Origin of the sequence: Pseudomonas sp. GL-R-26, assembly GCF_019947365.1 — a bacterium.
Classification (GTDB): Bacteria; Pseudomonadota; Gammaproteobacteria; order Pseudomonadales; family Pseudomonadaceae; genus Aquipseudomonas.
In genome coordinates this window covers 106,507-119,357 of the sequence record NZ_JAGYGI010000010.1, presented here as the reverse complement: position 1 = coordinate 119,357, position 12,851 = coordinate 106,507, and the positions used below count along the sequence as shown (strand labels likewise).

Sequence of the window (12,851 nt, the reverse complement as noted above, 5' to 3'; positions counted from 1 at the left end):
AGCCAGAAGTTTCGGATAAGGCTAAAAGCGCTTTGGAAAAACATCAGTTGCAGTATGCTGATTTTGAGAATTTCGTTGGGTAGATTTAGTGTTTGCGGTAGCTAAAGGGCTATCAGGACATTTTGTCAGCGTCGGATGCGGCGTTGTATAGTTCGCTGCGCCGCTATGTTCAACTACTTTTTTCAATGCTTAAAATTTTTGATGTCCAGAACTTCAAGTCTGATTGGGCAGTTTATAAAGCTCTGAGATGGGAATGAACAAAAAACCAGAAATGTTAGTTAAGCAACTAATAGGTGAGGTTAGGAATTCGCCGTCAGGCGAACTGATTCTGCCTTTAAAAAAACTTTTGTGGGACACCATTGCGGAGGATGAGCTTGAGTGTCGTAAATGATTATATTGGAAAACGTGGTGGAACAAGTTAAAACTTGTTTTGTCGATCGTGATGTGTATTTTTCGCCGGATGAATTGCCCGCGGATGTGGTTGTTCCGACGGGGTGGAAAGAGTTTGGTGCCGTTTTTTCTGAGCAACCCAAGTTTTCCGTTGCATGGTATTCTTTTGCCGATAAATTGCCTTGGGTGTTGTCCTTGCTAGATACTTGCTTGATCGGCACGTTTGTCTTGGGTGGGGAAAAAATTGAATTGTTATATGTTTTTCATGACGCCAATGGTCTTTATTACTATGTGGGTGGGTTGCCACTAAGTAGTTGTCCATTGAAGTCTGATAAGATTAACCTGGTTGCGGGTAGGTTGTCGGATTTCTATTTGCATGTACACAATGGGTTCACTTTTTTCCCCGCGCAATCAATGGGGCCTCAAAAAATAGAAGATTTATCACGTGTAGCACATTTAATTGATGAAGAAGAAACGAGCTTTGCGGAGAGTTGGATTACAGTTTTTTCTAATGGGGGTGGAGATTATTTAGCCGTGGATATAAATAACCAGGCGGAAGATAAAGGTGTTATCTGGTGGCATGAGCAAACCATGGAGCCGGAATTGGGAATAGATGTTTTTGAGGTTATGGATACGTGGATCTCTATATTTCTGGAAGACACACAATTGCGAAGTGATATATTGATAGAAGAATCTAATTTCAAAGCTTAAATTCGTCTGAAGCAAGTAGCTTGGCGTGTGACACCTAGGTGAGTTAACCCGACAACAGGGCCTGGCGCACCCCAATAGCAACCTCATCGCCGAAGTCGACGCCTTCGGTCACACAACCGAACACCTTAACGGTGATGACGGCCTGCCGCACCTTCATTGATGCCAGCCACAAGTCAAAATACCCGTGGTGGAACACCTGGCATAGGTCGAGCGCCTCCAGAGTTCCTTGGGTAAAACACCACGTTTCGGTTCGACGAGCGCCAGGACCTGATCGCCGTCACCGACGTGCTGGGCCATACCACCAAGCTGGATTTCGAGAAACTGTTGTCTGGTCAAGAGGTCGATATATTCGATTTGGATGGAACGGCGGCGTCATTAAGTTGATTTTTGGAGTGCTTTTTATGCCTGTTATAGCAATAGTTCTTGAAGGGGAAGTAACTCAGGCACAAAGTCTTCTGAAATTTCACAAAACGCTTGGTGTATCACTGCATTCGTTGAAGGACTCGTGGTTGAACGAACGTCCGATTGTGGAGGTGGAGATTTTTGAAGGAGATTACCAAGAGAAAGCAAAGATTATACGCTCAGTCCTTAAAATTATTCATGAAGAGCATCTAGTTGCGAAATTTTATGAAATTCCTTTTGGCGAGCAGTATGCCGGTAATTCGCAGCTCCAGACTTGGGAGGTTGATGCTGCACTCGTCGGCGGTATATTGGATGCTGCCGATAAGGAAGTAGATCGACAGTTGGATAATTGATGTTTCATGGGCATTGGTTTGGCTTTATTTATGAAGGATGTAGTCATCCTTGGCACCAAAACAGAGTTATCAGAAATGCTCTATCTGTATTGATGTCATGAACTATCATATTTTTCATTGATTAAATACGATGGGTTCTTGTGTTTTATTGTGTGGTGCCTGGAGATGTCCTGCTGGATGCTCAACGAGCAAGCAGCGACGAGACTGTCGAGAGCCTGGCCTGAAGTTCTCAAGGTACCCTCAGGCTGAACAACAAAAAAACCGGCTGATCAGGCCGGTTTTTTTTTGGGGCGGTGGTAGAGCAATTTATTCAGGCGGTGCGATTCTGGATCAGACGATCCGAGCCACCTTCGGCAACGCGATTCTGCAGCAGTTTGTCAGAGCCACCTTCGGCGACGCGGTTCTGCAGCAGTTTGTCAGAACCGCCTTCAGCGACGCGGTTCTGCAGCAGTTTGTCAGAACCACCTTCAGCGACGCGGTTCTCCATCAACTTGTCGGAGCCATCGGCGGCGACGCGGTTTTCGATCAGGCGATCGGAACCACCCTCGGCCACACGGCTTTCAATCAGACGATCCGAGCCGCCTTCAGCGACCACTGGTTGAGCGGAGTTTGCGGCGAAAGCGTTAACTGCGAAAACCGAGAAAGCGATGCTGAGGAGGGTCTGGCGTTTCATGATCGTGTGCTCCGGGGTGCTTATGGGGTGGTATGGAGCAGATGTTACGCCGGAGATTTTTTAAGAGAACTTCATTGAGTTGATGGTGACTATTGATGCAGTCAATGGATGATTCGCTCCCACAGGAGGGTGAGGTGTTAGCGGGAGATGAGCCCATGATCAAGGGCGTATTTGACCAGCGCCGCCGGCTTGTCGATGTTGAGCTTGCGCCGGATGCTCAAGCGGTGTGTCTCCACCGTGCGCACGCTGATGTCCAGTTCCCGGGCCATTTCCTTGTTGTTCAAGCCTTGCGCCATCTTCGACAGCACCTGGCTTTCCCTCGGGGTCAGTTCGTTGTCGGTGTTCCTGTCGGCGATCAGCCGTTGGGCGATTTCCGCGCTGTAGAAGGTTCCGCCGCTGCTGATGGCCTCGATGGCGGCGATGATTTCCCGTGACGGTGCGTTCTTCAGCACGTAGCCGCTGGCGCCGGAGCGCACCGATTCACTGACGTATTCGTAATTGTCGTACATGCTCAGCACCAGCACCTTGAGCGACGGGTACTGGCTGCGCAGTACACGGGTCAGTTCCAGGCCGTTCATGTCCGGCAGGCTGATGTCGACCAGCAGCAGGTCAGGCTGGCAGCGGCCGACCATCTCGATGGCCTCGGCGCCGTTTTCCGCTTCGCCGACCATTTCCAGGGGCGACATCACGGCCAGCAGCGCCTTGATGCCGTCGCGGACCAGGGAGTGATCGTCGACCAGGGCGACGCGGATCGGGGAGGGCAGGTTCATGCAAGGTCTCACTCTTGTAGTTTTGCGCCAGGTTTCATCGGCAGCCGTACGTCCAGCTCACTTCTGCCCGGCATCGAGATCAGATCGAAGCGCCCGCCAAAATGTTCGACGCGTTCGCGGATGTTACGCAAGCCAATGCCGGCCTGACGACGTTCGACCTGGGCGACGTTGAAACCGATACCGTCATCGACCACCGTCAGCCGCACGGACTCGTCGCAGCCGCGCAGTGTAATGGACACGTTCTGCGCCTGCGCGTGGCGTTCGATGTTGGTCAGGCCTTCCTGGACGATGCGGAACAGCGACACAGCCGCGCCGTCCACCAGTTGGCAGTCGAATTCATTTTCGTCGTAGGTCACGGTCAGCCCGCTGCGCTGCTCGAACTCTGCGGCCAGTTGGCCGATGGCCGCCGGCAGGCCGAGGGTGTCGAGCAAGGATGAGCGCAGGCCGTGGGAGAGGCTGCGGACTTCGCCGATGGCATCGCCCAGGCGCTCGGTGGCGTCCTTTAGCGTGCTCAAGCCCTTGTCATGGGCTTGTCCGCGTTCCAGCAGGTGGCTGGCCAGTTCGAACTGGAATTTGATCGAGACTAGCACCTGGCTGATGCCGTCGTGCAACTCGCGGGACACCCGGGATCGTTCCTCTTCCTGCAGGCTGACGATGCGCTGGGTCAGGCGCTGCAGTTTCTTGTCCGCCAGCCGATGTTCGCTGACGTTGAGGGTCATGCCGGTGGCGAACACGAACAGCACCGCGACCAGGGCGACCACGGCAATCGCCATCATGGTCTTGCGAATGCCCATGGCCACTTCGGCACGGGCCTGCTGGGTGGCGCGTTCGACGTCTTCGAGGTAGATGCCGGTGCCGAGCATCCAGCCCCAGCGATCGAGCATCACCACATAGGCGAGCTTGTCGGTCACCTGGCCGGAGGAGGGCTTGTTCCAGGCATAGCGTTGGAAGCCTTCGCCCGACTGTGCGCTTTTCAGCAGCGCCTGGATCACCGGCAGGCCGTGGGGGTCTTTCATGTCCCACAGGTATTGGCCCACCAGTTCCGACTGGCGTGCGTGCATCAGGCTGCGGCCTTCGTGGTCGTAGACGAAGAAGTAGCCGTTGATGCCGAAGCTGAGCTTGCGCAGTTCTTCCAGCACTTGTTGCTGGGCGTGGGCATCGCCGTGGCCGTCGTCGTACAGGGGCGCGATCAGGCTCTGGGCCATTTCCACGTAGTTTTTCAGCTCTGCGCGCTTGCTCGCCAGAATGCTGTCTTCGATCAGTTGCGCCTGTTGATCGCCCAGTTGGCGATTGAGGGAAATCACCAGCGCACAGATGACGGCAATGGCCAGCACCAGCGGCAGTATCCCGAGGGCGACGATCTTGTGTTTGAGCTGCATGTTGACTCCTGCCCACGCGAAGGCTCGGATCATATGCCAAAGAGGCGTCCTGTAGGAGCGGTGGTGTCTACGTAGAACTACGTAGACACCACGTACGTAGTAACGCGGATTTATTTGTGGACGACATGCGCAGATATTGGGCCAGCTCCGCACTGCGGACACAATTATAAAAATTACCGCCGCAGTCACTGGCTGTCGGCAGGAGACACGCTATGCCCCGTCTGGCTAAACACCTCGCCTGGTTTGCCGTGGCTGTCCTGGGAGCGATTGCGCTGAGTGTCGTGGCCCTGCGCCGCGGCGAAGCGATCAACGCCCTGTGGATCGTAGTCGCAGCCGTCGCCATCTACCTTGTTGCCTACCGCTACTACAGCCTGTTCATCGCCAATAAAGTGATGCAACTCGACCCCAATCGGGCCACGCCGGCTGTGCTCAATAACGATGGTCTGGACTACGTGCCGACCAACAAACACGTGCTGTTCGGGCACCACTTCGCCGCCATTGCCGGCGCGGGGCCTTTGGTCGGACCGGTATTGGCAGCGCAGATGGGCTACTTGCCCGGCACGCTGTGGCTGATCGCTGGCGTGGTGCTGGCCGGTGCCGTTCAGGACTTCATGGTCCTGTTCATGTCCACCCGCCGCAACGGTCGTTCCCTGGGCGACATGGTCCGCGAAGAAATGGGCCGCATCCCCGGCACCATCGCGCTGTTCGGCTGCTTCCTGATCATGATCATCATCCTCGCGGTGCTGGCGCTGATCGTCGTGAAAGCCCTGGCCGAGAGCCCGTGGGGCATTTTCACGGTGATGGCGACCATCCCGATCGCGATGTTCATGGGCATCTACATGCGCTACATCCGCCCGGGTCGCATTGGCGAAATCTCGGTCATCGGTGTGCTGTTGCTGTTGGGTTCGATCTGGCTCGGCGGGCAGATTGCCGCTGACCCGGTGTGGGCCAAGGCCTTTACCTTTACCGGTCTTCAGATCACCTGGATGCTGATCGGCTACGGTTTTGTCGCGGCGGTATTGCCGGTGTGGCTGATCCTGGCGCCCCGTGATTACCTCTCCACCTTCCTGAAGATCGGCACCATCGTCGCCCTGGCCATCGGCATCCTGGTGACCATGCCCGAGCTGAAAATGCCGGCCCTGACCCAGTTCATCGACGGCACCGGCCCGGTATGGAAGGGCGGTCTGTTCCCGTTCCTGTTCATCACTATCGCCTGTGGCGCGGTGTCGGGCTTCCATGCGCTGATCGCTTCCGGCACCACGCCGAAATTGCTCGCCAGTGAGGGGCATGCCCGTTACATCGGTTACGGCGGCATGCTGATGGAGTCCTTCGTGGCGATCATGGCCATGGTCGCGGCTTCCGTGATCGATCCGGGTGTGTACTTCGCCATGAACAGCCCGGCGGCTGTAGTCGGTGCCGATGCGGTGGCCGTTGCACAAACCGTCAGCAGCTGGGGCTTCGCCATTACCCCGGAAGCCCTGCAAGCCGTAGCCCACGACATCGGTGAAACCACCATCCTGGCCCGTGCCGGCGGTGCACCGACCCTGGCGGTCGGTATCGCGCAGATCCTGCACCACGTGTTGCCGGGCGAGAACACCATGGCGTTCTGGTACCACTTCGCGATCCTGTTTGAAGCGCTGTTCATCCTGACCGCTGTGGATGCCGGTACCCGCGCCGGGCGTTTCATGCTCCAGGATTTGCTCGGCTCCTTCGTGCCGGCGCTGAAACGCACCGAATCCTGGACCGCCAACCTGCTTGCAACCGCCGGTTGCGTGGCTATGTGGGGTTATCTGCTGTACCAGGGCGTGATCGATCCACTGGGTGGCATCAACACCTTGTGGCCGCTGTTTGGTATCTCCAACCAGATGCTGGCCGGTATCGCCCTGATGCTCGGCACCGTCGTGCTGATCAAGATGAAGCGCCAGCGTTATGTCTGGGTGACCTTGCTGCCGGCCGTGTGGCTGCTGATCTGCACCACGACAGCGGGCTTCATCAAGCTGTTCGACGCCAACCCGGCGATCGGCTTCCTCGCACTGGCGAAGAAGTACAGCGATGCCTTGGCTAACGGTCAGGTGCTGGCCCCGGCCAAGAGCATCGACCAGATGCAGCACGTGATCTTCAACGCCTACACCAACGCAACGCTGACCGCTTTGTTCCTGTTCGTGGTGTTCAGCATCCTGTTCTTCGCGCTCAAGGTCGGTATCGCTGCCTGGGGCACCAAGGAACGTACGGACAAGGAAGCGCCATTCCACGCGCTGCCGGATGCCTGATCATGTTCAATGACCTGAGTCGCCTCGGTAAATACCTCGGTCAGGCCGCGCGCCTGATGGTCGGCATGCCCGACTACGACAACTACGTCGAGCATATGCAGAACAAGCACCCGGACAAACCGGTGATGGACTACGAGGCGTTCTTCCGCGAGCGCCAGGAAGCCCGTTACGGCAGTAAAGCCGGACCGAAGTGCTGTTGAGTGAATAAAAAACCGGCTGAAAAGGTTGTGTGAAAATGCACTTAAGGCCAACCTAACAAATGCCCCGACAAAATCGGGGCATTTGTTTTTGAAATTGGCAGGCCGCGTTTTCACGCTGTCTGCTCCGGCGCTGTTTGCATACCGCAGTCCAGTTTCTTATCTCTCCTGGTGCACCGGCCTTTTATCAGTGGTGCACCAGGCTTCGACTGGAAATGCCGAGGGCCGTCTTTAGCTTGGAGTATTCGTCCATCCTATAATCTGAATTCCACTAGCAGAGATGCAACCAACAGCCAAACACCGCTACCAACCAACATCACTGCTTTGATTTTCAGAAGACGCTTAAGGTGCGGAGGGAAGTTTTTAATATCCACGGGGTCCAGCTCACCAATCCGGATTGATGCTTTGGGCATCATCACCATCCCGGCGATTTTTGCTATCAGCATGATGCGCGCAAGCCAACCCTGATTTCGCAGACCCGGTCCCCAGATGTAGATATAACGACTGTTCTTCAACGCTTCCATCATGGCGTCCAGATGACGGCCCAAATAAAGGGAGTACGCGATACCCGCAACTCCCAATAGCAGTGGCCCGCCATTGAAAACGAGAATCGCCCAGACAGGCCAATTGCTGATCAAGGCTGAGCAGCCTCATACAGTGTCTCGCCGATGACCTCTCCCCGTTGAGCACCTCTGGTCGTACCCACCCATGCGCCAACACCAATTACTGTTGCCACACAGATAACTCCTCCCACGCCTGTAGAGAATCCAAGCGCCAAGCAGACAGGTCCACTTGTATATTTGCCAATCTCACCACCGATAATTCCACCAACAGTAGACCCAGCAAATTTCCCACCTTCAGTAAACCTGACCTTCTCGCACGCAGTTCCAGAGTCACCAACACAAACCTCCTGAATAGCCAGCAACGACGAAACCCCGCCAATGCCAATTCCGATGTAACCACCGGTGCTCATGTACTTGGCAGCCCGACTGATTGCATTCACATGAGTGGAATACCCCGGTATCTGCCCCGGCGCCCCCGCCTTGTCCCAGTGGTGCACCAGACTACGGCTGGAAATGCCAAGCGCCGTCTTCAACTTCGGGTGATCGCCCAAGGTGGTCTGGCCACGCAGGCGAGTGGAGTTCAACAGGTGGGCGTCCAGTTGGGCGAGCAGCCGCTGGCGCTCGGCAAAGAACTGTGGCGATTTGAGGTGGCCATGCTGACGATAGCTTTCCTGATGCAGGCGCTCCATGGCTTGCAGGGTTTCACCCAATCGTGTCAGGTGTTTTTCCATCACCACCGCGCTGACGCCGAGCCAGGTCGAAGTCTCGCCGGTAAAACTGGCGATTTCAGCCGCGTGGCGGAACATGAATTCGGCTTCTTCCGGCGTCAGGGGATCGAGGGCCAACTTGACCTGTTGAGCGGCCTGCATCAGTAGGGCTTCCTGATAGGTGCAGGAGGTGTTGTTCGGATCGCCCAGCACGATCATCGAACCCGCTTTGACGTCTCCGAGACCTGGATTCAGCGCTTGAAACTTCCTCATCACCGCCTGATCACTCCAGCCAAAAAGACTGGCTTCCAGCGCCTCCCGCGTCATGCTTTTGGGCACGATATAGAAGCCGGGTTCCTCAGCCAGGGCGCTGCTGAATGCCGGAGGCGCTGGATGGTTAGCCGAAACGAAACCGGATTGAGCAGGCGCCACCGGGCGACTGCTTACCGACGACTCTACCGGTGGAGCGGCTCGCCTGACACCGGTCGGTGCCGAGCTTTCGTTGCGGTAGCTGGCCGTAGTTACCGAGGGGATCAGTTGGGCCTTACAGGGGCAACCACTATGGCTATCCAGCGTGCCGGCCATGGCCTTGCCATGACTGATCATGTGCGAAATGCCACCGATAATTTTGTAAGTCTCGCCATCCTTGCCACAGGTGACTCGGTCACCGTCGCGGGCATGAGCGATACCGTACATCATGATCCGGGTATCGCCATCCAGGACCTTGCCGCCACAGGTGGTCTTGTCGTCCAGGCCAATGAAATATCCCTTACTCATTGGTTTCTGCTCCCTCGATAGAGGGCAGAAAATCCTCTGCCATCGATACACCTTCACGTGCAACGAGCAGGTAACTGCCTTGCAACGTGTTGATGATTTCGTCGCCATTGCAAAGTCGGCTGCCGACCAGCGCCAAATCATTATCTCCTTCTCCCGCGCCCGTGATGATCTGCGCCGTACCCCCATCGGCATACACGACATAATCGCCTTTCTGTGCCGCAGTGACTTTCTGACCGTTATCCAATGTGAACACCAGCGGCGCTGCGGCCTGTTGGATCACTCCGCCATAACGGGTTTGACTGCCCTCGGTAGCCACACGGTAGATGGCGTAAGGGCGGTGTTCTTCAGCGTAAGCCTGCTGCAGATGGATGATCGCCATGACTTCATTGTCAAATCCCGCAAGTTGCTCTTCGGTGAAGGGAGAGTCGTCCAGGCGGCAGAGAAACTCAGGAGAGACTTCGTTGGTATACAAGGGAAGGGGAGGTGCATTCATTTACAACTTCCTTATCGTCATCGATTTGAATTGCCATCCCTTCTCATCTCGGCAAAAGCGCTGAGCAGAGAGGATATTGGGCGACGACGAATAAGACGGTGGGACGCTTGCTGAAAGCAATCCAATGGCATAGCCAAATGTACAAATAGGAAATTTCGCAATAACTAACAAACCATTTCCTACACGGAAGGAACACAGGCCATGTGAAGTGCGCTTCAGTCCAACCCCTCTAACGTTCCTGCCCCCGGTCACATTCAAGATGTAAGCCATAAAGAAAAATGCTCCATATCTTTCGATACGGAGCATTTTTCTATGAGTGCAGGAACCCCCTGATGGGTTCAGGCGCCGGGGCGATGCGAATCGTCGTCGCCACCGTTGTCCCGGGTCATGGAAACATTGTCAGGCATTCGTCCCTGAGGCTGATGATCCCGTTTGGCGATCTTGAGTGCCCGGTCGGCGACCTTGGCGTTATGCACCAGGCGGCAGAGCACGGCAACGATGATGATCGACAGTAATGACCAGATGACAATGGCGTTTAGGAGCATGGCGAAACCTCTCGCGTCAAACAATCCTTCCGATCGCCAACATCCTTGTAGCAAATAGTATTAATCCATTGTGGCAGGAGTTCATGAACTTGCACTTTCTTGCTGATTTGCGCTGTTTTTCAGCTATCTCCCCAGATGAAGCGACAGTTTCCCCGACCGGTACTTTAATGGATGGTCTGGAGCGACTGATCAAGGGGCTGTCATAGCCTTAATGCTATGGATCCCATACCGAAAAGCTATTTCATCAATCGGTGATCCGGATCCACGCTCAAGGGTGGTTAGCTGAAAACAAAATCAAGAGGAGATGCCATGTCAACTGAATCGAAATGCCCGTTCAATCACGCCGCTGGCGGTGGCACGACGAACCGCGACTGGTGGCCGAACCAACTGAACCTGAAGATCCTGAGTCAACACTCGCCAAAGTCTGACCCGCTGGGGGGCGACTTCAACTACGCCGAAGCCTTCAAGAGCCTGGACTTCCAGGCGCTGAAAAAAGACCTGAATGCGCTGATGACCGATTCCCAGGACTGGTGGCCGGCGGACTTCGGTCACTATGGGCCTTTTTTTATTCGCATGTCCTGGCACGCCGCAGGCACCTATCGCACCGGTGATGGCCGGGGTGGCGCCGGTTCCGGCCAGCAACGCTTTGCACCGCTCAACAGCTGGCCGGACAACGTCAGCCTCGACAAGGCCCGTCGGCTGCTCTGGCCGATCAAGCAAAAGTACGGCAACAAAGTCTCCTGGGCCGACCTGATCGTCCTCACCGGCAACGTTGCACTGGAATCCATGGGCTTCAAGACCTTTGGTTTTTCCGGCGGCCGCCCGGATGTCTGGGAACCGGACGAAGACGTCTACTGGGGTTCTGAAAGCAAGTGGCTGGGGGGCGACGTGCGTTATGGCAAAGATGCCGGGCAAGCTCCCGTAGAGCGCAATCTGGAAAACCCACTCGCCGCCGTGCAGATGGGCCTGATCTACGTAAACCCCGAAGGCCCTGAAGGCAACTCTGATCCGGTCGCCGCCGGGAAGGACATCCGTGAAACCTTTGCGCGCATGGCCATGAACGACGAGGAAACCGTCGCGTTGATCGCTGGCGGTCATGCCTTCGGCAAAACCCACGGTGCCGGTCCTGTCGACCATGTCGGGCCTGAGCCCGAAGGCGCCGGCCTCGAACTGCAGGGCCTGGGCTGGAAGAGCACGTTCGGTACCGGTAGCGGTGCCGACGCCATCTCCAGTGGTCTGGAAGTGACCTGGACGACCACGCCAACCCGGTGGAGCAACAACTACCTGGAAAACCTGTTCGGTTACGAATGGGAACTGACCAAGAGCCCGGCGGGGGCAAACCAGTGGAAGCCGAAAAACGGCGCTGGCGCCGGCACCATTCCAGATGCCTTTGATACGTCCAAACGGCGTGATCCGACCATGTTGACCACGGACCTGTCGCTACGCTTCGACCCGATCTACGAGCCGATTTCCCGGCGATTCCTGGCCAATCCAGACCAGTTGGCCGACGCCTTCGCCCGTGCCTGGTACAAGCTGATTCACCGTGACATGGGGCCGCTTTCACGCTACCTCGGCCCGGAAATGCCGAACGAAGAACTGCTGTGGCAAGACCCGATCCCTGCTGTCGATCATCCGCTGGTCAATGACAGCGATGTGGCCGCGCTCAAGGGCAAAATTGCGGCCTCGGGGCTGTCAGTCTCGCAGCTTGTATCTACAGCTTGGGCGGCCGCTTCGTCTTTCCGTGGCTCCGATAAACGCGGCGGTGCCAATGGCGGTCGCCTGCGCCTGGCGCCACAGAAGTCTTGGGAGGCCAACCAGCCAGAACAACTGGCCCGCGTGCTGGCAAAACTCGAAAGCATCCAGAACGAGTTCAACAGTGGCGGCAAGAAAATCTCCCTGGCCGACCTGATCGTGCTCGCCGGTGGCGTGGGCGTGGAACAGGCCGCGAAAAATGCCGGCCAAAGTGTGACGGTGCCTTTCACGCCGGGACGCATGGACGCCAGCCAGGAACAGACCGATGTCGAATCCTTCGGTTTCCTTGAACCGATTGCCGACGGTTTCCGTAATTACCTGAAGCAACAGTACCGTGTGCCGGCCGAAAAATTGCTGATCGACAAGGCGCAACTGCTGACGCTCAGCGCGCCGGAAATGACGGTATTGTTGGGTGGGCTACGGGTGTTGAACGCCAATGTCGGCCAGAGCAAACACGGTGTCTTCACCTCACGGCCGGAAGCCTTGACCAATGACTTCTTCACCAACCTGCTCGATATGGGGGTGGAGTGGAAGCCCGTGTCGGATGCCCAACAGGAGTTTGAAGGGCGTGATCGCAAGACCGGTGCAGTGAAGTGGACAGGGACGCGGGTTGACCTGGTCTTTGGTTCCAATGCGCAGTTGCGTGCGTTGGCCGAGTTCTATGCCACCGCCGATGCGCAGCAGAAGTTCGTCAAGGACTTCGTCGCTGCGTGGACAAAAGTGATGAACCTGGATCGCTTCGATCTGAAATAGGAGAGGTTGTCGTAAATTTGGAGCCGGCACGACTGCCGGCTCCAATCACAGCTGAAGGCTTTCAGCACTATCAGTTCGCCGGTATTCAAGGCCATCTGTAATGACAGCTCAATTGT

General features: G+C 56.1%; 12 protein-coding genes. 5 read left to right on the top strand and 7 right to left on the bottom strand.

Going from position 1 to position 12,851, the window contains the following annotated elements; translation table 11 throughout:
- Positions 1 to 387 precede the first annotated feature (387 nt).
- Together KGA96_RS12790 and KGA96_RS12780 are read left to right on the top strand one after the other, a co-directional pair.
- A complete protein-coding gene (locus KGA96_RS12790) occupies positions 388 to 1,101 on the top strand; it encodes an SMI1/KNR4 family protein (RefSeq protein ID WP_052960576.1) in 714 nt (237 codons plus the stop codon).
- Positions 1,102 to 1,502: 401 nt separating this feature from the next.
- The gene (locus tag KGA96_RS12780) at positions 1,503 to 1,856 is read left to right on the top strand and encodes a hypothetical protein (RefSeq protein ID WP_046042524.1); all 354 of its coding nucleotides are present in this window, start codon (positions 1,503 to 1,505) and stop codon (positions 1,854 to 1,856) included.
- Between the two features lie 310 nt (positions 1,857 to 2,166).
- Here the strand turns inward: KGA96_RS12780 and KGA96_RS12775 are convergent, their stop codons facing one another.
- The 3 genes from KGA96_RS12775 to KGA96_RS12765 form a co-directional block, all read right to left on the bottom strand.
- The gene (locus KGA96_RS12775; protein WP_046042522.1) at positions 2,167 to 2,529 is read right to left on the bottom strand and encodes a hypothetical protein; all 363 of its coding nucleotides are present in this window, start codon (positions 2,527 to 2,529) and stop codon (positions 2,167 to 2,169) included.
- A 137-nt stretch (positions 2,530 to 2,666) separates the two neighbouring features.
- Complete coding sequence (locus tag KGA96_RS12770) at positions 2,667 to 3,299, bottom strand: response regulator (RefSeq protein WP_046042521.1); 633 nt, start codon at positions 3,297 to 3,299, stop codon at positions 2,667 to 2,669.
- An 8-nt stretch (positions 3,300 to 3,307) separates the two neighbouring features.
- The gene (locus KGA96_RS12765) at positions 3,308 to 4,678 is read right to left on the bottom strand and encodes a cache domain-containing protein (RefSeq protein WP_046042520.1); all 1,371 of its coding nucleotides are present in this window, start codon (positions 4,676 to 4,678) and stop codon (positions 3,308 to 3,310) included.
- Positions 4,679 to 4,890: 212 nt separating this feature from the next.
- On the opposite strand from KGA96_RS12765, the gene KGA96_RS12760 reads away from it, so the two are divergent.
- Together KGA96_RS12760 and KGA96_RS12755 are read left to right on the top strand one after the other, a co-directional pair.
- Positions 4,891 to 6,948: a carbon starvation CstA family protein gene (locus KGA96_RS12760; RefSeq protein WP_046042518.1), complete on the top strand. Its 2,058-nt coding sequence runs from the start codon at positions 4,891 to 4,893 to the stop codon at positions 6,946 to 6,948.
- 2 nt (positions 6,949 to 6,950) lie between these two features.
- Positions 6,951 to 7,148 carry a YbdD/YjiX family protein gene (locus KGA96_RS12755; RefSeq protein ID WP_046042517.1) on the top strand — a complete coding sequence of 66 codons (198 nt, stop codon included), beginning with the start codon at positions 6,951 to 6,953 and terminating at the stop codon, positions 7,146 to 7,148.
- 251 nt (positions 7,149 to 7,399) lie between these two features.
- Here the strand turns inward: KGA96_RS12755 and KGA96_RS12750 are convergent, their stop codons facing one another.
- From KGA96_RS12750 to KGA96_RS12735, 4 genes are all read right to left on the bottom strand, one after another.
- Entirely contained in the window at positions 7,400 to 7,783 is a 384-nt protein-coding gene (locus tag KGA96_RS12750; protein WP_046042516.1) for a hypothetical protein, read from the bottom strand.
- Complete coding sequence (locus KGA96_RS12745) at positions 7,780 to 9,192, bottom strand: PAAR domain-containing protein (protein ID WP_046042515.1); 1,413 nt, start codon at positions 9,190 to 9,192, stop codon at positions 7,780 to 7,782. The genes KGA96_RS12750 and KGA96_RS12745 overlap by 4 nt, the downstream gene beginning before the upstream one ends.
- Positions 9,185 to 9,685 (bottom strand): hypothetical protein, encoded by a 501-nt coding sequence (locus KGA96_RS12740; protein WP_223513025.1) that lies wholly within the window; start codon positions 9,683 to 9,685, stop codon positions 9,185 to 9,187. The genes KGA96_RS12745 and KGA96_RS12740 overlap by 8 nt, the downstream gene beginning before the upstream one ends.
- 338 nt (positions 9,686 to 10,023) lie before the next feature.
- Entirely contained in the window at positions 10,024 to 10,230 is a 207-nt protein-coding gene (locus KGA96_RS12735) for a hypothetical protein (protein ID WP_046042513.1), read from the bottom strand.
- 309 nt (positions 10,231 to 10,539) lie between these two features.
- Between KGA96_RS12735 and katG the strand changes: the two genes are divergently transcribed.
- The gene (gene katG / locus KGA96_RS12730; RefSeq protein WP_046042512.1) at positions 10,540 to 12,735 is read left to right on the top strand and encodes a catalase/peroxidase HPI; all 2,196 of its coding nucleotides are present in this window, start codon (positions 10,540 to 10,542) and stop codon (positions 12,733 to 12,735) included.
- The last annotated feature ends 116 nt before the right edge of the window (positions 12,736 to 12,851 follow it).